General features: G+C 69.4%; 20 protein-coding genes and 1 pseudogene. 7 read left to right on the forward strand and 14 right to left on the reverse strand.

The features are described from left to right. Positions 1–5 precede the first annotated feature (5 nt). From AB0M51_RS39565 to AB0M51_RS39590, 6 genes are all read right to left on the reverse strand, one after another. Complete coding sequence (locus tag AB0M51_RS39565) at positions 6–818, reverse strand: carbohydrate ABC transporter permease (RefSeq protein WP_344198864.1); 813 nt, start codon at positions 816–818, stop codon at positions 6–8. Beyond that, entirely contained in the window at positions 815–1,738 is a 924-nt protein-coding gene (locus tag AB0M51_RS39570; RefSeq protein WP_344198862.1) for a sugar ABC transporter permease, read from the reverse strand. The genes AB0M51_RS39565 and AB0M51_RS39570 overlap by 4 nt, the downstream gene beginning before the upstream one ends. Then, positions 1,738–3,036: an ABC transporter substrate-binding protein gene (locus tag AB0M51_RS39575; protein WP_344198860.1), complete on the reverse strand. Its 1,299-nt coding sequence runs from the start codon at positions 3,034–3,036 to the stop codon at positions 1,738–1,740. Before AB0M51_RS39575 ends, AB0M51_RS39570 begins: the two co-directional genes overlap by 1 nt. Before the next feature lie 34 nt (positions 3,037–3,070). Next, positions 3,071–3,874, reverse strand: a complete 804-nt coding sequence (locus AB0M51_RS39580) for an endo alpha-1,4 polygalactosaminidase (RefSeq protein WP_344198858.1) — start codon at positions 3,872–3,874, stop codon at positions 3,071–3,073. A gap of 227 nt (positions 3,875–4,101) precedes the next feature. Then, positions 4,102–5,127, reverse strand: coding sequence for an aminoglycoside phosphotransferase (locus AB0M51_RS39585; protein WP_344198856.1), 1,026 nt, complete (start codon positions 5,125–5,127; stop codon positions 4,102–4,104). A 13-nt stretch (positions 5,128–5,140) separates the two neighbouring features. Then, a complete protein-coding gene (locus tag AB0M51_RS39590) occupies positions 5,141–5,869 on the reverse strand; it encodes a helix-turn-helix domain-containing protein (RefSeq protein WP_344198854.1) in 729 nt (242 codons plus the stop codon). Positions 5,870–5,922: 53 nt separating this feature from the next. Here AB0M51_RS39590 and AB0M51_RS39595 point away from each other — a divergent pair, with 53 nt between their 5' ends. Beyond that, entirely contained in the window at positions 5,923–6,327 is a 405-nt protein-coding gene (locus AB0M51_RS39595) for a cupin domain-containing protein (protein WP_344198852.1), read from the forward strand. Here the strand turns inward: AB0M51_RS39595 and AB0M51_RS39600 are convergent. From AB0M51_RS39600 to AB0M51_RS39615, 4 genes and pseudogenes are all read right to left on the reverse strand, one after another. Then, positions 6,324–7,020 (reverse strand): annotated as a pseudogene (locus tag AB0M51_RS39600) (leucine zipper domain-containing protein). The gene AB0M51_RS39595 and the pseudogene AB0M51_RS39600 sit on opposite strands and share 4 nt — an antisense overlap. 126 nt (positions 7,021–7,146) lie before the next feature. Next, entirely contained in the window at positions 7,147–8,076 is a 930-nt protein-coding gene (locus AB0M51_RS39605; protein ID WP_344198850.1) for a VanW family protein, read from the reverse strand. 169 nt (positions 8,077–8,245) lie between these two features. After that, complete coding sequence (locus AB0M51_RS39610) at positions 8,246–9,115, reverse strand: Rv3235 family protein (protein WP_344198848.1); 870 nt, start codon at positions 9,113–9,115, stop codon at positions 8,246–8,248. Between the two features lie 496 nt (positions 9,116–9,611). Then, positions 9,612–11,066 (reverse strand): hypothetical protein, encoded by a 1,455-nt coding sequence (locus AB0M51_RS39615; protein WP_344198846.1) that lies wholly within the window; start codon positions 11,064–11,066, stop codon positions 9,612–9,614. 157 nt (positions 11,067–11,223) lie between these two features. Between AB0M51_RS39615 and AB0M51_RS39620 the strand changes: the two genes are divergently transcribed. Continuing rightward, positions 11,224–11,772, forward strand: a complete 549-nt coding sequence (locus AB0M51_RS39620) for a hypothetical protein (protein WP_344198844.1) — start codon at positions 11,224–11,226, stop codon at positions 11,770–11,772. A gap of 127 nt (positions 11,773–11,899) precedes the next feature. Here AB0M51_RS39620 and AB0M51_RS39625 read toward each other — a convergent pair whose 3' ends face one another. Then, positions 11,900–12,148 (reverse strand): helix-turn-helix domain-containing protein, encoded by a 249-nt coding sequence (locus AB0M51_RS39625; RefSeq protein WP_344198842.1) that lies wholly within the window; start codon positions 12,146–12,148, stop codon positions 11,900–11,902. A gap of 129 nt (positions 12,149–12,277) precedes the next feature. Here AB0M51_RS39625 and AB0M51_RS39630 point away from each other — a divergent pair, with 129 nt between their 5' ends. The 5 genes from AB0M51_RS39630 (at position 12,278) to AB0M51_RS39650 (ending at position 17,049) form a co-directional block, all read left to right on the forward strand. Beyond that, positions 12,278–12,976, forward strand: coding sequence for an SAF domain-containing protein (locus AB0M51_RS39630; RefSeq protein WP_344198840.1), 699 nt, complete (start codon positions 12,278–12,280; stop codon positions 12,974–12,976). After that, the gene (locus AB0M51_RS39635) at positions 12,976–14,253 is read left to right on the forward strand and encodes a hypothetical protein (RefSeq protein WP_344198838.1); all 1,278 of its coding nucleotides are present in this window, start codon (positions 12,976–12,978) and stop codon (positions 14,251–14,253) included. Before AB0M51_RS39630 ends, AB0M51_RS39635 begins: the two co-directional genes overlap by 1 nt. Positions 14,254–14,351: 98 nt before the next feature. Further along, a complete protein-coding gene (locus AB0M51_RS39640) occupies positions 14,352–15,107 on the forward strand; it encodes a DUF4097 family beta strand repeat-containing protein (RefSeq protein ID WP_344198836.1) in 756 nt (251 codons plus the stop codon). Positions 15,108–15,172: 65 nt separating this feature from the next. Beyond that, a complete protein-coding gene (locus AB0M51_RS39645) occupies positions 15,173–15,817 on the forward strand; it encodes an HAD family phosphatase (RefSeq protein ID WP_344198834.1) in 645 nt (214 codons plus the stop codon). Continuing rightward, positions 15,814–17,049, forward strand: a complete 1,236-nt coding sequence (locus tag AB0M51_RS39650) for a glycosyltransferase 87 family protein (RefSeq protein ID WP_344198832.1) — start codon at positions 15,814–15,816, stop codon at positions 17,047–17,049. Before AB0M51_RS39645 ends, AB0M51_RS39650 begins: the two co-directional genes overlap by 4 nt. Here AB0M51_RS39650 and AB0M51_RS39655 read toward each other — a convergent pair. From AB0M51_RS39655 to AB0M51_RS39665, 3 genes are read right to left on the reverse strand one after another with little or no spacing between them, the layout of a single operon-like run. Beyond that, a complete protein-coding gene (locus tag AB0M51_RS39655; RefSeq protein ID WP_344198830.1) occupies positions 17,012–17,749 on the reverse strand; it encodes a nucleotidyltransferase domain-containing protein in 738 nt (245 codons plus the stop codon). The two genes, AB0M51_RS39650 and AB0M51_RS39655, sit on opposite strands and share 38 nt — an antisense overlap. Beyond that, the gene (locus tag AB0M51_RS39660) at positions 17,746–19,065 is read right to left on the reverse strand and encodes a hypothetical protein (protein WP_344198828.1); all 1,320 of its coding nucleotides are present in this window, start codon (positions 19,063–19,065) and stop codon (positions 17,746–17,748) included. The genes AB0M51_RS39655 and AB0M51_RS39660 overlap by 4 nt, the downstream gene beginning before the upstream one ends. After that, the gene (locus tag AB0M51_RS39665) at positions 19,062–19,547 is read right to left on the reverse strand and encodes a cupredoxin domain-containing protein (RefSeq protein WP_344198826.1); all 486 of its coding nucleotides are present in this window, start codon (positions 19,545–19,547) and stop codon (positions 19,062–19,064) included. Before AB0M51_RS39665 ends, AB0M51_RS39660 begins: the two co-directional genes overlap by 4 nt. Positions 19,548–19,710: the final 163 nt, after the last annotated feature.

The following is a 19,710-nucleotide window of genomic DNA, read 5'->3' on the forward strand; positions in this document are numbered from 1 at the left end:
ACAGGTCAGCCTTTGAGTCCGGTGGAGGCCAGAGAGCGGATGAACGCTTTCTGGGCGAGGAGGAATCCCAGCAGGACCGGCAGCACCGTGATGACGTTGCCGGCCATCACGGCCGACCACTGGGTGTGGTGCTGCCCCTGGAACGTCGTCAGTCCCAGCTGGAGGGTGTACGTCGAGTCGCTGTTGATCGCGATCAACGGCCAGGTCAGGTCGTTCCAGGTGGCGAGGAACGTCAGTACGGCGACCGTGCTCAGCGCCGGCCGGGCCAGCGGCAGCACGATCGAGACGAGGATCCGCAACCGGCCGCAGCCGTCGATCCACGCGGCCTCCTCGAGCTCGCGCGGCAGCGAGACGAAGAACTGCCGGAAAAGAAGCACGGAAAGCGGTGTCACCAGCGACGGGACGATCAGTGCGCCGAGCGTGTCGATCAGCCCGAGCTGCTTCATCACCAGGAACGTCGGGATCATCGTCAGCTGGAACGGGATCACCATCGTGGCCAGCATCAGCCCGAGGACGACCTTCGATCCGGCGAACCGGATCCGCGCGAACGCGTATCCGCCGAGCGACCCGAGTACCAGGTTCGCGGTCACGGCGACCGCGGAAACGATGAAGGAATTCAGGAACCAGCGCGGAAACAAGGCGTTTCCGAGCACGTACCGGTAGCCGTCGAACTTGATGCTGTGCGGCCACAAGGCGGGCGGAAAACGGTTGATTTCGGCGTTACTCATCACCGAGCTGACCAGCAACCAGACCAGCGGCAACGCGAACAGCAACGCGAGCGGCGCGAGGACGAAGTGCCAACCACTGACGCGCCTCATCGGGCGGCCACCCGCCTGCGGTAGACCTGCAGCGCGACGCCGATCACGAGCAGCGCGACCGCCAAGGTGTACGCCGCCGCCGCGCTGTACCCGGCGGTGAACGTCTTGAACGCCTTCTCCCAGATGAAGTACACGATCACCGTGGTCGACCCGAGTGGCCCGCCCTTCGTGGTGACGAAGACCAGGTCGAACACCTGCAACGCGTTGATCGTCTGGAACAGCAGCAGGAAGATCGACACCGGCGTCAGCGCCGGCAGCGTCACGTGCCGCAGTACGCCCCAACGGCCGGCGCCGTCGATCCGTGCGGCCTCGACCAGATCGCCCGAAACCCCTTGCAGACCGGCCAGGTAGACGATCACGCAGAACCCGGTGCCGCTCCACAACGAGATCGCGACGAGCAGGTACAGCGCCTGCCCCGGATCGCTGAAGAACCCCTGCGCGGGCAGTCCGAACTTGTGCAGCAACGAGTTCGCCACACCGAACTCCGGATCCAGTACGAACGAGAACAGCACGCCCTGCGCCGCCGCCGACACCACGAACGGCACGAAGACCAACGTCCGGTACAGCCCGATCAGCGCGATCTTCCGGTCCAGCGCGATCGCGATCGCCAGCCCCGCGATCACGCTGAGCGGCACGTAAAGCGCCGTGTAGACGAGCGTGTGCGAGACAGCCGACCCGAACGACGGGTCCTTCAGCAGTGCCTTGTAGTTCGCCAGCCCGACCCACTCGCTCGGGGAGACCAGATCGTTCACCTGGAACGACAGCAGCAACGACCACAGCACCGGTACGACGCTGAGCCCGAGGATGATGACTACCGACGGGCTCACGAACGCCCAGCCGGTCGCGCCTTCGCCCCGCCGGCGCCGCTTCGCCGCCCGGCTCCGCGGATCGATCGTGAAGGTCCCGACGACACTGGCCATCAGCTCGGCACCGCCAGCAACTGGTTGCACTGGTCAACGGCCTGCTTGAGCGCGTCCTCAGGGCTCTGCTTCCCCAGCAGTACGGCGGCGATCGCCTGCCCGACCTGCTCCGAGATCTTCGGGTACGTCGTGATCGTCGGCCGCACCTTCGCGGTGTCGAGGGCCTTCACGAACACCTCCAGGCCGTTCGTCTCGGCCGAGTGCTTCTTCCAGGCGGGCAGCTCCGCGGTCGCCTTGGTGATCGGCAGGCTGCCGCCCTTGACGTCCCACTGGATGTCCTGCGCCGGATCGGCCAGCCAGCTCACGAACTCGGTAGCCGCCTTCACCTTCGCCTTGCCGTTGTCGAAGACCGTCCAGGTGTCCGGTCCGGAGATCGTCACCGGCTTCCCGGAGTACGTCGGCAGCGGGACGACGCCGTAGTCGAGCCCGGCGTCCTTCAGCTCCGGGAGTTGCCACGGACCGGTGGCGACCATTCCCATCCGCCCGCCGAGGAACACCTGGTACAGCTGCTCGCTGCCCGGCTTCGGGTCGACGTACAGCGACTTGTCGGTGCGCAGCTTGTCCAGCGTGCCGAGCGCCTGCGCCCCGACCGAGTCGAAGCCGACCTTCTTCCCGTCGCTGCTGACCACGTCACCGCCCAGGTCCCAGATCATCGGCCAGATCCGCCAGACCGTGTCCTCGTCGCCGACGCCGGGCCAGCCGGTGCCGAAGACGCCCTTCGCCGGGTTGGTCAACTGCTTGGCGGTGGCAACGAAGTCGTCCCAGGTCCAGCCGTCCTTCGGTGCCGCGACACCGGCCGTCTTGAACAGCTTCTTGTTGTAGACCACGCAGAGCGAGTCGAGCAGCGCCGGCGCCGCGCGGACCTTGCCCTTCACGCTGACCGCGTCCTTCGCGGCGGGCCAGTAGTCGTCGATCTTCAGCTTCCCGGTCAGGTCGGCGACCTTCGGGCTCTTGGTCAGGCTGGCGAGGTCCGACCCGAAGATGTACGCGATGTCCGGGTAGGACCCCGCCGCCAGTCCCGCGGTGACCTTCTGCAGCATGCTGTCCGCGGTCACCCCGCCACCGCCGCCGACCACCTTGATCTTCGGATGGCTCTGGTTGAACGCGGCGATCAGCGAGTCGATCGCGGCCTTCCCCAGATCCACCTGGCCGTGCCAGAGGTCGAGCGTGACGACACCGTTGGCGTCGGCGCCCTGGTCGTCGTTGTTGCCGCACGCCGCCAGCGTTCCGGCGGCGGCCGCGGCTGCCACGGCCCGGAGGACGTCGCGGCGGGACAGGTTTCGAGCATGCTGAGACATGTCGGTCTCCAGGAAGGGAGCGGGAAAAGGAGTTTCAGCAGGTCTTGCGGACGTACCCGGAGTCACCCGGGACGGACACGTCCACATCGCGCTGCACGATCGACAGCGTTCCGCCGTACTGCGAACACGCTTTCCGGCGGCCGCTGTCGGTGTACTCGATCACGATCACGTTGTTGCCGAAGGCATCGACGTAGTCGGCGCACTCGTCGTACTGGCCGCATTCCTCGGCGACCGCGAAGTCCAGGCCGACGGCCTGCCGGTGACCGGCCAGTTCGACCGTGTTCTTCTGGCCGACGGCCAGGCTCTTGCTGTGCGCGTGGGCGGCCAGCAGCGTCAGGTACGCCTCGGCCTGGGTTGCGGTGAGCAACTTCTTCGAACGGGTGTAACTGTCGTAGTTGTCGGGCTCGATCGCCTGGTAGCCCTTGGCGGCACAGCCGTCGATCCAGCCGTCGACCTTGGCGGCGATCCGGTTCCGCTTGTCAGCGGTCCGGAGGTCGAGCAGGGGCTCGCCCCAGTCCTCGTCGATCACGAGGTTGCCCTCCGCGTCGCGGAGCAGCAGGTCGGACGCCCACTGGTTCTGTTCGCCGGGCTGGACCTGGAACGCGTTGACGTAGCAGATGTTGTACAGGCCGGCCGCCGGGGCGGCGGTCCGGTCGCGGGTGACCACCTGGACGCCGGCGGGCGGGGTGTACGCGCCGCCGATCTGGTAGTCGAACTTGGCGTGTGCCGGTGGCAGGGTGACGGCCGCGTCGGCGGAGTTCCGGTTGAGGAGAGGGACGGTGACTGCGAGGGCGGTGGCCGCGGCTGTTACCAGGAGGCGGCGGGTGAGTCTGGACACGATTTGCTCCATCGGTCCCGGGGACGCGACCCCGCCTCGGGTTCTCTCACCAACCCTGGCGCCGGAAAACCGGACTTCAGACCATCGGCCTGCTACCGGCTGGGTGCGTCGCTGTCGCCCAGTTAAGCGATCTGGGACGCCGTCCGTCAAGAAGATCTTGCAAACGAGTGCGTGGAACTGCCTGGAGAGTGCGGTATCGCGCACCAGGAACCTACCTTTGGGGCGGTTCAGAGCAAACTGTGTTTGAGTGCCTCGGCGCACCAGTTCGCGACGAACAGCAGGGCCTGGCCGCGTTGCTGGAAGAGGTGGTGGCTGTCGGCCTGGCGGTGGTAGGCGCTGTGGGTTGCGTCGGAGGCGCGGCCGAGCAGGCCGGGGAGCAGCCACGCGTACTTGACACCGGAGGCCATCACCGCGAGCCGGACCTGATCCGGGTCGCCGTGCCAGCCTGCCTCGTACAGGCCGTCGAGGTAGTTGGTGATGCAGGTGTCGGCGAGTTCGGGCATCCGTTCCGCCGGCCAGAACAGGTCGAACACCGCGTCGGGGATGTAGTTGCCGATGTCCTCGCCGAGCGCGCCGTCGCCGACGAACGACCAGTCGAACAGCGCGAGCTCGCCGGTCGGTCGCTGGACCACGTTCGAGACCCAGAAGTCCAGATGACAGCGGGCGCGGGGGAGTGACTCGACGAGCTTCAGCAGGGTCTCGCGGTGCACGAGGAGATCCGTCCAGGCCTGGCGGAGCTCGGGCGGCCAGTTGTCGCGGACGAGCGGCTGCTGCCAGGCGTCGTCGTCGGTCATCAGCTGCCACGGGACGACCCGGGTCGTCGAGTAGTCGCGGAGGAAACCGGTCGACGTCCACGGGCGGTCGGTCGCGGGGAGGGCCTGCCAGCGGCCGCAGGCTCTCGCGAGTACGGCGTGTTCGGCGAGGCTGAAGTGTGTGCCCGGCGTACCGGCGATGTCCTCCATCAGGATCTCCGCGCCGTCCGGCCGCTCGTCGACCTCGGCCGCCGGGAGCACCAGGCCGGCGTCGGCGAGCCGGGTGCGGAGCTCGTCGTCGCGGTACACCTCGAGCTCGCGACGCCAGTAGTTCCAGTGCCGCGGCTCGGACGAGGCCGCCCACGGACCCGTCTCGGTGGTCGGCCGCCTGAGCTCTTTCCGTACGGCGGTGCGCCCGTCGGCGTACGTCACGCGCTCGACGTTCGCCGTCACCGCATTCAACGGGTTGTGCCGCAACGCCGCCGTCCCGACCTCGGTCATGCCGAGCAGTGTCTCAGCTGATGAGGACCCTTGGTGGAAGTCCGGTGAGGGCTTTCACATCGCGAGTCAGGTGGGCCTGATCGGCGTATCCGGTGATCATCGCGACGTCGGCGAGCGGGAGGCCGGTGCGGGCGTGGTCGAGGGCGACGTTCATCCACAGCACCCGATCGAGCAGCTTCGGGCCGTAGCCGAACGCGTCCAGGCACCGGCGGTGCAGTTGTCGCTCGCTCAGGCCGATGGTCCCGGCCAGGCGGGAGACGCCGGCGCTGCCGCGGAGCAGGCCGCTGCGGACGCTGCTGAGAACCTGCGCGGTGAGTCCGTCCGCAGGTCCTTCGGCCAGCCGCGCCACTTCCAGGTCGAGCGCGTCCGCGCGGTCTGCATGGTCCTGGGACGAGCGGATCCGGTCGAGCAGCCGGCGCGCACGATTCGGCGACCAGAGCTCGGCGAGCAGGACCCGTTCGTTGAGCAGCTCACGGGCCGGTACGCCGAGGAACCCGGGCGCGGCACCCGGCGCGAACCGGACCCCGGCGTACCGCGTCCCGCGCGGCGCACTCCCGGTCCACGCGCGGTTGTCCGGGCCGGCGACGTACAGCTCGTCGTCCATCAGCAGCAGATCCATGCAACCGTCGGGCAGAATCCGGAACTCGCCGCCCTCGGACGTACGTGTCCACAGCTCGGCCCCGGCGACGCGCGCGGGGCGCTCCCGGTACGGCTCGACGGCTACAGTCACAGTTCCAGCCACAGTCCCAGTCTGCAACGCCGTACCGACAGTTCCGATCCGCGAAGGAGAAGCCGATGACACGTCGCGACGACTTGACCGGGGTTCCACTGCTGGGGCGGACGGTCGCGCCGGAGGGATCCGGGTTGGTGCTCGCCGAGTGGGAGGCGGCGGGGCGTACGGCGGACCAGGTCGCGTGGCAGGCGCCGCTACACGTTCACCACACTGATGATGAGGCGTGGTACGTGCTGTCCGGGACGCTGCGGCTGAACATCGACGGCGAGGAGTACGACGTACCGGCCGGGTCCGGGATCGTCGGGCCGCGGGGCGTGCCGCACACGTTCGGCAACCCGTCGGAAGAGCCGGCCCGGTACGTGCTCGTCATGTCGGCGACCACCCGCGCGCTGCTCGAAGAGTTGCACGGCGGGTTCTCGGGCGACGTGGCGGCCCTGTTCGAGAAGTACGGGTGTTCGCTCCTCTAGGTGTACTGCCCAGGGACGTTGGTTAGGCAGGTGATGGGTGGGAGTTTGTTGGTGGCTGTGTGGGGTTTGTGGTGGTTGTCGTGGTGGAGCCAGGCGGGTAGTGCGTCGCGGCGTGCTTGTTCGGTGGGGTAGAGCTGTTTGAAGGCCCAGCCGTCGGCGAGGGTGCGGATGGTGGTGATGCCGCGGTCGGCGGTGTGCACGAACGCGGTGCCGAGCTTGGGGTTGCGGTAGGCGTTGCGCGCCGTCGGGGATGTTGCCGAGCTTCTTGACGTCGACGTGCAGCATCGCTGCGGGGTAGGGGTGTTCGTAGCGGCGGATCGGCTCACCGGTGTGCCGGTCCAGGTGGGACAGGCGGTTCAGCCCGCAGCGGCGCAGTACGGCGTACACGGTCGAGGACGCCAGGCCGAGGGTGTCCGCGAGCTGCACCGGGCCGAGGCGGTGCCGGCGGCGCAGGCTGACGATCCGGCGTACGACGCCCGGCGAGGTCTTGTGCGGCTGCTGGTGCGGGCGTGACGACCGGTCGGCCCATCCCGGCCGGACAAGCTCGCGGTACCGGTCGGACCAGCGTTTCGCGGTCGGCCACGCGACCTGGAACAGCTCAGCCGCTCGAGCGACCGGCCAGCCGTCTTCGACCACCAGACGCGCCAGCCGCAAACGAGCGCGTGGGGTCAGAGCAGCGTCAGCGTGGGACACGAAGACCTCCTGGTCGATGGAGCCGGTTCCTAGACAGCTCCACTCCACGCCGGGAGGTCTTCACCCATCAACCACACTCACCGCGTGTCGTCACACTTTCTCAACCAACGTGCCCGGTCAGTACATCTAGGGCAGGACTACGTCCACGACCGGGACGTCGACGGGGAGGTACTTGACCAGGGCAACGTTCTCGCGGATCAGCTCGTCGCGGAGTGCGGTGCCGGTGCGGCGGTCGATCACGGTGCGCCAGATCTCGTTCCGCCGGAAGTAGTCGCCGCCGGCGCGCAGGAAGCGCTCGTCCTTGGAGAACACCCGGTACGACGACTCGGCCGGTACGTCGGCGAGGATCTCGCCCTCCAGATACCGGTCGCCGACGCCGACGCGCAGCTGGAACGTTTGATCGGTGTCGTTGCGGAACTGCAGGTCGACGTAGTTGTAGACGATGCTGCAGCCGACACCCCACGGCAGCACACGGCCGTTGTCGGGGAACGGGTCGAAGCTGTGCGTGGACCGCTGAGTCACGGTCAACGGTGAGTGCAGCACCATCCAGTGCAGGAGGTTCGCGAGCTGGCAGATGCCGCCGCCGATCCCCGGTTTCGCCTGCCCGTTCGAGAGCCGCATGCCCTTCTGGTACCCCTTGCGGCGGGTGGCGTTGCCGACCACCTTGTTGAACGAGAACGTCTCGCCCGGCCGGATCAGCAGCCCGTCGACCTGCGCACACGCAAGCTTCAGGTTCGTGACCTTGTTGTGCTGCATCCACATCTCGGTCTCGCCGAGTTGCCTGAGCAGCAAGGACTTGTGGCGCTTGATGCGCACGGGAAGGGCTGTCCGGTCGTGGGTGCCGGCGTACGGCGTGCTCGACCGCATCCACTCGACCCGCTTCACGGCCCGGTGGTAGCGCACGGCCAGCGGGTACAGCAGACGGATCCGCTCACTCCACCGCTTCCGCCGTACCGCCGGCATCACCCGCGCCCGCTCGGCAGCGCTCAGGTCCTGCAACTCGATCCGCCACGACTGCGGCGCACCTTCATCCAGCGGTGTGACAGTTGTGCTCACAGACATACCCACCCGTTCCCCGACAGTCCGATCCGGTCACCGTACGCCGCCGCGCCCCCGACCGCGTGACAACAGCAGCACAATCAAATTGCGCAATCTGAGACGCTCCACACCGGAGAAGAGTTCGCGGCCGTTTCCGGCAGATGTGGTGAGAGACCGGCGGCTCACGTCAGCCGAGCTCGAGCGCGGTGCAGACCCAGCGGTTCCGGCGTACCTCCAGCCGGAGCGCGACGGCCCGCGACCGCTCACCGTGCCGCACATGCGCTGCGATCTCAGCAATCCCCGGCTCCGGCGCGAACACCCGCACCGACCGCACCGTGCTCTTCTCCTTCGCGCTCCGAACACCCGCGGTCGTGTTCAGCCCCAGCAGCCGGACCCGCCGGTTCAACTCCAGAAACACGCGATCATTGGTGAACCGCACCAACTGCGAAATGGGCCGATCACCCACCAGTACCTCGGTAACCGCCTGAGCCAACCGTCCACCCCACAACCGAGCATCCGGCAGCGCCGGCGCATCCTCCCGCACCAGGCCCCGCCGCCCGACCCCCACCCCGCTCCGTGCGGCAGTTGCAGCCGGCTCCGCACCTTCCCCACCGACCGTCCCGGTCGCGCTGGCGGTGTCAGCTGCGTCCGCGGCTGGTGCGCCGACGGATGCTTCGACGACCGCCTCGGGGGTGATGACCACCGGGGTGGCTGCTGGGGTGGCTGCTGTGGTGGCGATTGCCTCGGCCGCCGCATCGGTGGTGCCGGCGCGGACCGTGCTGGTGCTGGTGCTGGTGCTGGTGCTGGTGCTGGTGCTGGTGCTGGTGCCGGTGGTGGTGTCGGGGGTGGGGGCGGACTTGAGCGGTGCCTGGGCTTCGTCAGGGTGTCCAGGCGCCGCGCTTGCCGGTGCGGGTGGGAGGGCGGAGACGCCGAGTCGGGTGATCGCCTGCAGCCGGAGTGCGAGTGCACCTTCTGTCAGCTGCCCGGCGTACCGCGTGGTTGCCGGCACGGAGTGCGCCCCGTCCCGCCCCACCGACCGCAACCGAGGCCGAGTCACCGCCTCGAACATCTCCGCCTCCGACCCACCACCCACACCACCCGACCCACCAACACCCGAGCCGGCAGCAGTCGGGCCGGTAGCACCCGGGTCACCAGCACCGAAGCCACCCACGCGGGCGGTGGGCGAGTTCTTGCGATCTGAGCTGCTGACTGCGGCGGCGTCGTCGGTACGAGCCGTCGAGGCGTCCGTGGTACCTGCTGCCGGCTCCTGTGCCGGACCAGCCGTGGAACTGGAGGGAGTACCCGTCGACGGCGTGCTGGTGGACGGTGTGGGGACCAGCGTGAGGTCGGGGGCCGGGGATTCTTCGGGGGGCTTGGGGAGGGGGTGGGTGGGCATGGGGGCCTCCGGGGCTGGTGCGGGGGTGGGAGCGGGGTGAGGGGCGGGAGCGGCGGGGGTGTGCGTCGTACCAGCGGGGTCCTCGGTGCCGGTGGGTACGGCGGTGAGGGGAGCTGTGGGCTGGAGGTCGTCCGGCTGGAGGCTGTGCTGGCTCATGTCACTGCTCCTGTTGATGAGGCGGGAGGCGGTCGCCGTGGGGTGCGGGCGGGGTACGGAGGACCTGCCCGGGGAGGATGAGGTCGGGGTCGTTCCCGATCACGTGACGGTTCGCGGAGTACCAGTCGTGCCAGCGGGCTGCGATTGCTTCGTTGGTGGCGGACGGACCGAGTTCGCGGGCCGCGATGCTCCAGAGGGAGTCGCCTGCACGTACGACGACACTCACCGGGACGGCCGGCCGCAGATCGGTGTACCGGGTCGGGGCTCCGTCGGTCGGCCGGTCCGGCACACCCACCTGTCCACGTCCCCCCGGCTGCTGGCCGGTACCGGCCGGCCCCTCGCCGCCGCTCGGCCGACCGGTCGAGGTCCGCCTCGAGTCACCTGCCCCGGCGATCGAGCTGCTCCGGGTGTCACCCGTCCGCCCGGTCGACGTACGGTCGGAGTCACCCGAGCCCGCCTGGTTCCCGGTCGCACCGGTAGTTCCCTGTGACGAGCCGTTGCCGTGGCCGGCCGCGGGCGGGTTGACCGTGGTGCTGTCGGAGCCGGTGTGTTGTTCCTGCGTGCTGGGCTTGCCAGGCGTGGCCGGCTTGCCGGTGCGGGAGTGCTGCCCCTGGGTGGTGGCTCCCGGGTGCTGGCCGGTGGGTGAGGTGCCGGGGGTTGTTGTACGCCCTGTGCCGGTCTGGTGGTTGGCAGTGGGGTTGCCTGTGGGCTGTCCGGGGGTGGTCGGGTCGGTGGGGCCGATCTGGAGGTGCGAGGGAGGTTCGATGGAGCGGAAGGTGTTGGTGGTGCCGCTCGGTCCGACCGCTGAGTGGGGGTCGTCGGTGATCTCGAGGCTTGAGGGCGGCTGCTCGGTGGAGCGGTCGGTGGTGTTGCCGATTTCCAGCGTGGAGGCGGCCTCGGTGGCGCGGTAGTCGCTCTGGTCGGTGCTGCCGATCTCCAGATGTGAGGCCTGCTCGGTGGAGCGGTAGTTGGCCTGTTCGGTGGTGTTGCCGATCTCGAGGCTGGAGGCGGCTTCCGTGGCGCGGTAGTTGCCCTGCTGGGTGCCACCGATGCCGAGGGTGGAGGCGGCCTCGGCAGAGGTGACGTGGCGGACGTGGGCCGAGTCCGTCGGGGCGGCGTGGGCGACGCCGACGGTGAGCGGGGTGACGGCGGCGACGCCGAGGCCGGAGCGGAGGAGGGCTCGGGCGGTCTTCGTGGTGATCCGGCCCGCGACCGCGCCCGCGAGTGCGCCGACGACACCGGGGACCTGCTCGAGGACCGTCAGCACGACGGCCAGCGCCAGCCAGATGTACGCGATCCAGGCGATCGTGCCGACCGCGAGCACGGTCAGCGAATCCAGGTCGTACGTCCGGAGGCCGCTGATCGAGCCGGCGGTCATCCAGCGGAGCAGCCAGCCCAGGCCGGCGAGTGCGAGCACCGCGAGAGTGCCTTTGAGCGCCCGGATCATCGCATTCATCCCGCTTCGCTCCCGACCTTTGAGTTTGCGTTAGTTTGCTTTGGCTTGATCACTATAGACCGGTACTAGGCCGCCTTTGCAAGTCCTTAACGCACGCTGCGTCGGTTTCCGCTCCGGAGGGTGAGCAGCGGAACCCGGGACCGGTAGGTTCACGGTCATGCGGTGGGATGCGTTGTTCGCGGACCTGGAGTCGCAGTTCGAGGCGCTCCAGGAGGGAGATCTGTACGGCGAGGTGGCCGACCGGATCCGGGCAGAGGTCGGGAAGATCACCGTGCTCGACCGGCTCCGCGGGGCGGTGAACACAGTCGTCCGCGTGGAGGTGAGCGACGCGGACCCGGTGCGTGGGCTGCTCAGCCGGGTCGGGAAGGACTGCCTGCTGATCGAGACCGAGCGGTACGAGGAGTGGCTGATCCCGGTCGAGGCGCTGGTCGCCGTTCATCGGCTCGGCCCGTGGGCGGAGCCGGCTGTCGGTGCGGTGGAGGGGAAGCTGGGGCTCGCGCATCTGCTGCGCGGGATCGCGCGGGACCGGTCGCCGGTGACGCTGTTCTGTAGCGGTGGCGGGCCGGTGACGGGCACGATCGACCGGGTCGGCGCCGACTTCCTGGAGATCGCGGAGCATCCGCTGGACGCACCGCGCCGCCGGACCGAGGTCTACAACGTGCGCCTGGTCCCCACCCAGGCCCTCCGGGCCCTCCGCCGCCGCTGATCTGCCCGCTCCAGCCGTCGGGGCCGGACCCGCGCCGGGGGCCGGAGACAAGTTATTCCCTGTGCCCGGGCCCCATTTCCTGTCCACAGCCCCGGTGCCGGGCCGGTGCGTGGTCGGCGGGTGGGGGCTACAGGTGGGCGTCTTCCGAGGTTTCGGCTTCTTCGCCGAAGGGGTGGTTGTCGATGAACTGCTTGGTCTCGGTGTAGAGCCGTTCGATGTACTTCTCCAGCTCGGCGGACTCCACCCGCCACTGACCGCGGCCGCCGATCTTGACGGCGGGGATGTCGCCGCGGCGGACCAGGGCGTAGACCTGGTTGGCGGAGATGTTCAGGACCTCGGCGACGTCCGCGAGTTGGAGGAAACGGGGACCCGGCATCGTCGAACTCCTTCACATAGTGGCTGGTTCCTTCAGTTTGCCACGGTTGGCGAGTGGATGACCGAGTTTGTCCCCAGCTCATGACAGCCTGTGGATGACCGTTCACGGCCAGCTCGTGAAGCAGGCAGAATGTCCGCCGACAGGCGATCGATCGACTGGGGAGACGACGTGGTCGACACACAGGTGCGAAGCGGGTTCGGGGCTGCGGTTGCCCCGGCGCAACGCAACCGCAAGGCGCGGTGGAAGGACGGCCGGCTGGTGCTCGGCGTCCTGCTCGTCGCGGTGACCGCGTTGGCCGGCGCCAAGCTGCTCTCGTCGGCGGACGACACGACCACGGTCTGGGCGGCGAAGCACGAGCTCCGGGTCGGCAGTCCGCTGACCGACGACGACCTGACCACGGTCAGGGTCCGTTTCACCAGCAGCAACGACTCGGGAAGATACCTGTCCGCCGACGCGGATCTGAAGGGTCTGGTCGTCGGCCGCGCGGTCGGTCAGGGCGAGTTCGTCCCGAAGGACGCCGCGGTCCCGAAGGCCGACCGGGACCGCACCGAGATGCCGCTGTCGGTCGCCACCGGCCACCTGCCGCCGGACATCGCGGTCGGCGACGTCGTCGACGTCTGGGTCGTGCCCAAGGAGGAAGGCCACCCCGCGTCCCAGCTGTGGACCGGCGTCCGCGTGCTGCAGGTCGACTCGGTGAAGGGTGTCGCCGGCGGTTCCGCACGCCGGCAGGTGACGATCGACCTCTCGTCGGCCGACCAGAGCCGGATGGGGTCCTCGCTGGCCGCGATCAACGCCGGCGAGCCGACCCTGGTCCGGAAGGCCGGCTGATGTCGATCCCGGTGCTGCTGGCCGTCACGGGTGCCCCGTGGGAGGCCGATGTCGTACGGCGGACCGAGCACGCCCCGGGGATCCGGGTCGTCCGGCGCTGCGTGGACTTCGCCGACGTAATGGCCGCGGCTGCCAGCGGGCAGGCTCGGGCGGTGCTGGTCGCCGACGCGATGGCCCGGCTGTCCTCGGACGCGGTCGCCGCCCTGCACTCGCGCGGCATCGTCGTGCTCGCGCTCGTGGACCCGCTGGAGACGGGAGCACCGTTCGGTGCCGAGGACCGGCTGGCCCGGATGGGGATCGAGCGGATCCTGCCCGCCGACGTCAGCCCGGCGGACCTGGGCCGCGCGGTCGCCGACGCGGTCGACTCCGGTCCGCCGGTCGCGAGCTCGCACTTCGCGGGCGGGTTCGTGCCGCTGACCCCGGAGGAGGCGGCGAATCCGCGGCCGCCGGCGTTCCCGCAGGGCACCGGCCGGCTGATCGCGGTCTGGGGCCCGACCGGCGCCCCCGGCCGTACGACGGTCGCCGTCAACCTGGCGACCGAGCTGTCGCTGCGCAACGTCCCGACGCTGCTCGCCGACGCGGACGTGTACGGCGGGACCGTCGCGCAGATGCTCGGCCTCCTCGACGAAACCTCCGGCCTGGCCGCCGCCGCACGCTCCGCGTCGAACGGCTCGCTCGACACCGTGATGCTCGCCCGGCACTCCCGGGAGGTGAACCCGCACCTCCTGGTGCTGTCCGGCCTCAGCCGCGCCGACCGCTGGACCGAGCTGCGGCCCGCGGCGATCGAGTCCATCTGGGCGACGGCGCGGACCCTGGCGCCGCTGACCGTCGTCGACGCCGGCTTCTGTATCGAGACCGACGAGGAGATCTCGTTCGACTCGCTGGCCCCGCGCCGCAACGGCGCGACGGTGTCGACGCTGGAGGAGGCCGACGAGGTGATCGTCGTCGGTACGGCGGACCCGGTCGGCCTGACCCGCCTGATCCGGGCGGTCCACGAGGTGCGCGCCGTCGTACCGTCGGTCGGCGTCCGGGTGGTCGTGAACCGGCTCCGCTCCGGCGCCCTCGGCGGCTCGCCGGGCGACGCGGCGACGGACGCGCTGCGGCAGTACGCCGGGATCGACCGGGTGGTCCTGCTGCCGTACGACCTGGGCGCCACCGACACCGCGATGGCGCACGGACGCAGCCTGGCCGAGGCGGCGAAGTCGAGCAAGCTCCGCAAGGCCTTCCAGCAACTGGCGGCAGAGGTCGCCGACGCCTTTCATACCGTCCCCGCCTGAACTTCAGGGTCGATCCGGGGGAGATCCCGACCGACAGCAGCGCCCCGACCTGGCAGGGTGGAGGCATGTCCGACGTCCAGAGTCGCCCACGGGGCACAATGAGTACCCAGCGGCGGTACGGGATCGCGATCTCGGTCGCCCTGATCCTCGGCGGCGTGTACTGGGCACTGACCGGCCTCACCGACGGCACGAAGACCGGGCAGAGCAGCTATCCCGTGCAGGGCGGCGAGCTGACGGTGAAGAGCGCGTCCGCGAACATCGAGGTGCGGCCCGGTGACGGCACCGAGGTGAAGGTGGACCGCCAGTTCGAGCGGAGCGTCTTCGGCTCGGACCCGAAGGACAGCTACAAGGACGGCCGGCTCGAGCTGGACAGCGGCGGCTGCGGCTTCCTGGCGTTCAACTGCGCCACCAGCTACGTGCTGACGGTCCCGCGCGACGTGAAGCTGATCCTGGAGGGCAGCAGCGGCCACGTCACGGTGTCCGGGCTGGAGGCCGGCGCGGACCTGAAGACCAACTCGGGCAACATCGCCGTGCACGACGTCAGCGGGCCGCTCGACCTGCGTTCGAGCTCCGGCAACCTGGAGGCCGACGGACTGACCTCGACGGCGGTGTCGGCGCACAGCAGTTCCGGCGACCAGAGGCTGGACTTCACCGCCGTACCGCAGTCGGTCGAGGCGAAGGCGAGCTCCGGTGACGTGTCGATCGGGCTCCCGCCCGGCGACACGACGTACAAGCTCGACACCGACACGTCCTCCGGCGACCGGTCGGCGAACGTGAAGAGCGACCCGAACGCGACCCGGACGATCACCGCGCGGACCTCGTCGGGTGACGTCAGCATCGAATACGCGCGCTGACCACGCTCGGTGAGATCCAGGGTCGGGAGGGTGAGGGCACCCACGGCCTGAGTAGGCTGGCCGCCATGTTCGAGGTGCGTGGTCTCTTGGTGGACTGGGGCGGTGTCCTCACCTCCGGGCTGGAGCCGGCGCTGCGCCGCTGGGCCGAACTGGACGACTTCGACTTCGACTCGTACCTCGAGGCGGTCATGAAATGGCTGCCGTCCGAGACCGTGACCGCCGAGCTGAACCCGGTGCACGCGCTGGAGCGCGGCCAGATCGCGGTTCCCGACTTCGAGCGCAAGCTCGCCTCGCTGCTGGTCCGCCGCGACGGTACGCCGGTGCCCGCCGAGGGGCTGATCGAGCGGATGTTCGCGCACTTCGAGCACCAGCCCGCGATGGCGGCGCTGGTCCGCCGGATCAACGAGCGCGGCATCCGGACCGCGCTGCTGTCGAACTCCTGGGGCAACACGTACCCGCGGGACACCTGGGACGGGATGTTCGACGACATCGTGATCTCCGGCGAGGTCGGGCTGCGCAAGCCCGAACCGGAGATCTTCCGGCTGGCGGCCGGCCGGCTCGGGCTGGAACCGGCCGAATGTGTCTTCGTCGACGACCTGCAACTGAACGTCGACGGCGCCCGTGCGGTCGGGATGACCGCGATTCTGCACACCGAGTACGACGAGACCCGGCGAGCGCTGGAAGACCTGTTCGGAGCCGACCTGACGTGACCGTGACCACCCCCGCCTCCTCCCCGACCCGTCCGGCCGGCCGCCGTGGCGTCGTCGTCGCCGTGCTCGTCTGCGCGGCGCTCGTCGCCGTCGGCGCCTGGATCATGCATCTGTACGGCGGGATGATCGACCTGCGCGTCTACCGGATGGGCGGGTCGGTCCTGCTGCACGGCGATTCGCTGTACGACGCGAAGCTGCCCGGCGGATCGAACCTGCCGTTCACGTACCCGCCGTTCGCGGCGATCGCGATGGTCCCGCTGGCCGCCGTACCGTGGGCGATCGCGCTGATCGCCTGGACGACGCTCTCGGTGCTGTGCATCACCGCACTGTGGCGGACCAGCCTGACCAAGACCTTCTGGTCGTTCGTGACGCAGCGGAAGCGGACCGCGGTGCTGGTCGCGCTGACGGTTCTGTCGCTGCTGCTCGAGCCGGTCTGGCAGACGATCCAGTTCGGCCAGATCAACCTGTTGCTGACCGCAATGATCCTGCTGGACCTGGTGCGCCCGAAGGACGCCCGGCTGCGCGGGTTCTGGCTCGGCGTCACGATCGGCGTCAAGCTCACCCCGCTGCCGTTCCTCGCGCTGCTCGTGGTCACGAAGCAGTGGCGGGCGTTGCGGAACTCGGTGTTCGGGCTGCTGGCGACGATGGCGGTCGGGTTCGCGATCGTGCCGCACCAGTCCTGGCACTACTGGACCAAGGTGATCCTGGACGCCAACCGGGTCGGCGGGATCGCGTACACCGGCAACCAGTCGTTCAACGGCTTCCTGCACCGGATCGGCAACCAGGCGAGCTGGGTGCAGCCGACCTGGTTCGTGCTGTCGGCGGTGTTCGGGCTGGTCGTGCTGTGGCTGGCCCGCAAGTACTGGCTGGCGGACGAGCGGGTGACCGCGATCTCCGTGATGGCGCTCGCGGTCCTGTACGCGTCGCCGATCTCGTGGAGCCACCACTGGGTGTGGATCATCCCGCTCGGTGTCAGCCTGATCCGCGGCGTGAACCGGGTCTGGGGTCTGAATCCGGCGGTCGTCACCGGGGTGCTCTTCTACGGCCTGTTCGTCCTGCGCTCGATCTGGTGGGTGCCGTACCGCGACGACCGCGAGCTGAGCTGGACGTTCTGGCAGTCGATCCCCGGCAACTCGCACCTGATCGTCGGGATGATCGCCTTCGTGCTGCTGATCGTGACGAGCCGCAACCTGCCTAGGCCGTCAGCGCCCGAAGCGGCCCAGAAAGCCTGACCGCGAGTTCCGCGTCGACGTACGAGGCCTCGGCCAGCAGTACGTCGACACTCGCGCGGAACGCCCGCCGGAGCTCGGCGTCGTCGAGCGACCGCACCAGCGTCTGCTCGACGTCACCGGTGGCCGGCAGCAGGTGCAGGCCGCGCCCTTGGGAGTGCGGTAGGCCGTGGCGCAGGCACATCAGCGTCAGCACGTGGTCGCGGACGCCGCTGATCATGTACTCCGCCTGCCACGACCGGCCGCGCTCGATGCTGGAGCGTGCGTGCAGGGCGTACAGCCAGGCGAGGCCGATGATGTCTGCCGGGTCCGGCGTACTCCAGGGTTCTTGTTGCGTGGCCTCGCCGAAGAGCAGCTGGAAGGTCGGCCCGAGGGGTCCGAAGGCGCCGCTCGGGGCGAAGGCGATGTCCACCTGCAGGGTCGATTCGAGGAGGAAGACCCGGTAGACGGTGCTGCGGGACCAGACGTCGGTGTGGTGGACGGCGGCGTGGTCGGCGTACATCCGGGCGGTCCAGTCCGCGAGGACCTCGGGATGGGAGGCGTCCGGCGCCAGGCCGAGGGCCAGGTCGATGTCGGACCATTCGTCCTCGGCGCCGACGGCGGCGGAGCCGGTGAGGGCCGCGCCGGTGATACGCGTGTCCGCCCGGGACGCCGCGATCAGGGTGTCGCGGAGGGCCGAGCGGTCCGCCGGGGTGAAGGTCATGAAGAGAACAGTAGGAACAGCCCGGCGCACGTGTAGCCGACCATGACGACCAGCAGCGGAAGTTGTCCGGCGAGGGCTCTCGAGCGCGGGAAGAGGGCGACGGCGCGGTCGTGCGCCGAGACGACGCCCAGGAGGTGGCCGCAGACGACCGCGAGCACCTGGATGACGGCGATCATCGTGCTGTGGTTGGTGATGCCGGTGTTCACCGCGAGCAGGCCGGTGCCGAAGACGTTCGCGCCGTTGCTCAGCGGGTCGCTCAGATAGATCAGCGTCCGCTGGCCCTCGAGGATGAACAGCGTCAGGTAGTGCGCCACGACGTACCCGAAGGCGATCGGTACGACGGAGTGCGCGAACAGGCCCGGCAGCGCCGTACGCGAGCTTTCCGACAGCCGGCCCGCGAGCACGGTCGCGCCGGAGTACGTGACCAGCACGAACAGGACGAAGACGATCAGCGCGCCGGTGCCGAGCCAGGTCATCGAGATGTCCTGGTTCTGCGCCCAGCCGATCCAGGCGGACGAGTTCGAGAACCCGTCGTACGCCGTGGACCCGAGCAGCGCGGCGACCATCCCGACGAGCCCGGGCTGGGCTTTCAGGCCGTCGAGGTTCTCCAGCGGGCGACGGACCACCAGGGCACCGTCCGTACGGCGGCCCCACGGCGACAGCCGGGCCATCAGCGACGCGTAGACCTCGAACGGGTCGCCCTGCGCGAACCACCGGTCCCCGAACAGGATCGCGCCGAACATCGTGATCACGACGTACAGCGCGATCCAGGCCTGCAGGACCGGGATTGTCGCGCGGTCCGGGGCGACCAGCTCGAGCCAGGTGAACGCGAAGATGCCGAGCGCTGCCGGCCACAGGCCCGTCCAGGGCGGCAGCTCCAGCAGGCCCTTCGACGGCGGCTGGCGGAGCAGTTTCGAGAGCAGCAGGTGCACGGTGCGGAGCGGGTTCAGCGTCCGCCAGACCGGGCCCAGCACGATCGAGATCGGCACCAGCCCGACCCAGACCAGGATGTAGATGAAGCCGAAGATCGGGTTCGTCAGCCGGTCCACGCCGAACATCAGCGACACCATCGCGTACAGGAAGATCGCCAGCCCGACCAGCCGGACGGCCCAGCGGAACCAGCCGGCGTCGACGGTCCGGGTGATTGCGGCGGGCAACGGCTTTCCGGACGCGTTCCCGCGGTACTTCGGACTCCGCCAGGCCAGGCCGAGCACGACGAACGACACCGCGACCGCCACCGCGGCGCCGGCCACGGCCAGCCCGAACGGGACCGGCAGATCCTGCCGTCCGCCGATCCCGTGGAGCGGGATCATCATGAAACGACGAGCTTGGCGACCAGCTTGCCGCTCTTGTGGGTCTCGACCTCGAAGGTGCCCTTCATGTTCGCGGTGAACTTCACCGAGGCGGGCTTGCCCGGGGCGAGCTCGAGCTCCTTGTCGTACCCGTGGATGTGCAACTCGTCCTCGGCGTCGCTGGTCGCGGTGACCAGGACGGTCTGGCCGGCCCGCACCTTGATCGTCGCGCCGCTCGGGTTCACCTTGCCGTTGGCAACGGTGACGTTGACGGTCACGTCGGCGGTCTCACCCGACGGGTCCGCGGTGTTCGACGGGGAGCCGGTGTTCGGCGCCCCCGGGGTCGGGGTGTTGGTCGGCAGCGTGGACGTCGGCGTACCGGAGGCGCTCGGCGACGGCGTGTTGCCGCCGCTGGTGCTGTCGCCTCCGCCGCAGCCCGCCAGGACCAAGATGCCGAGGGTGGGCAGGAGCGCGGTAGCAGCACCGCGAGTGAGCGTCGAACGCATCGATCCAGGAGCCTTTCGAAGGTCTTGTGGCAGGGCAAGGGCTGAAACACACCCCCTTGCCTGACGAACACGGATAGCTCAGTGTTCCCAGACAGGAAGTGTTGCAGCACACTGTCGGACCCACCCACTAGGGTGAGAAACCTGTCGACGAGAGGAAGGTGAC

This window comes from Kribbella sp. NPDC051137 (assembly GCF_040682535.1).
In the GTDB taxonomy this organism is placed as follows: domain Bacteria; phylum Actinomycetota; class Actinomycetes; order Propionibacteriales; family Kribbellaceae; genus Kribbella; species Kribbella karoonensis.

Coding starts and splice junctions, on each gene's coding strand:
- AB0M51_RS39640 (WP_344198836.1), top strand. CDS start 14,352: ATGAGTACCCAGCGGCGGTACGGGATCGCGATCTCGGTCGCCCTGATC.
- AB0M51_RS39660 (WP_344198828.1), bottom strand. CDS start 19,065: ATGATGATCCCGCTCCACGGGATCGGCGGACGGCAGGATCTGCCGGTC.
- AB0M51_RS39665 (WP_344198826.1), bottom strand. CDS start 19,547: ATGCGTTCGACGCTCACTCGCGGTGCTGCTACCGCGCTCCTGCCCACC.
- AB0M51_RS39625 (WP_344198842.1), bottom strand. CDS start 12,148: ATGCCGGGTCCCCGTTTCCTCCAACTCGCGGACGTCGCCGAGGTCCTG.
- AB0M51_RS39645 (WP_344198834.1), top strand. CDS start 15,173: ATGTTCGAGGTGCGTGGTCTCTTGGTGGACTGGGGCGGTGTCCTCACC.
- AB0M51_RS39570 (WP_344198862.1), bottom strand. CDS start 1,738: ATGGCCAGTGTCGTCGGGACCTTCACGATCGATCCGCGGAGCCGGGCG.
- AB0M51_RS39620 (WP_344198844.1), top strand. CDS start 11,224: ATGCGGTGGGATGCGTTGTTCGCGGACCTGGAGTCGCAGTTCGAGGCG.
- AB0M51_RS39635 (WP_344198838.1), top strand. CDS start 12,976: ATGTCGATCCCGGTGCTGCTGGCCGTCACGGGTGCCCCGTGGGAGGCC.
- AB0M51_RS39585 (WP_344198856.1), bottom strand. CDS start 5,127: ATGACCGAGGTCGGGACGGCGGCGTTGCGGCACAACCCGTTGAATGCG.
- AB0M51_RS39615 (WP_344198846.1), bottom strand. CDS start 11,066: ATGAATGCGATGATCCGGGCGCTCAAAGGCACTCTCGCGGTGCTCGCA.
- AB0M51_RS39575 (WP_344198860.1), bottom strand. CDS start 3,036: ATGTCTCAGCATGCTCGAAACCTGTCCCGCCGCGACGTCCTCCGGGCC.
- AB0M51_RS39595 (WP_344198852.1), top strand. CDS start 5,923: ATGACACGTCGCGACGACTTGACCGGGGTTCCACTGCTGGGGCGGACG.
- AB0M51_RS39655 (WP_344198830.1), bottom strand. CDS start 17,749: ATGACCTTCACCCCGGCGGACCGCTCGGCCCTCCGCGACACCCTGATC.
- AB0M51_RS39565 (WP_344198864.1), bottom strand. CDS start 818: ATGAGGCGCGTCAGTGGTTGGCACTTCGTCCTCGCGCCGCTCGCGTTG.
- AB0M51_RS39630 (WP_344198840.1), top strand. CDS start 12,278: ATGTCCGCCGACAGGCGATCGATCGACTGGGGAGACGACGTGGTCGAC.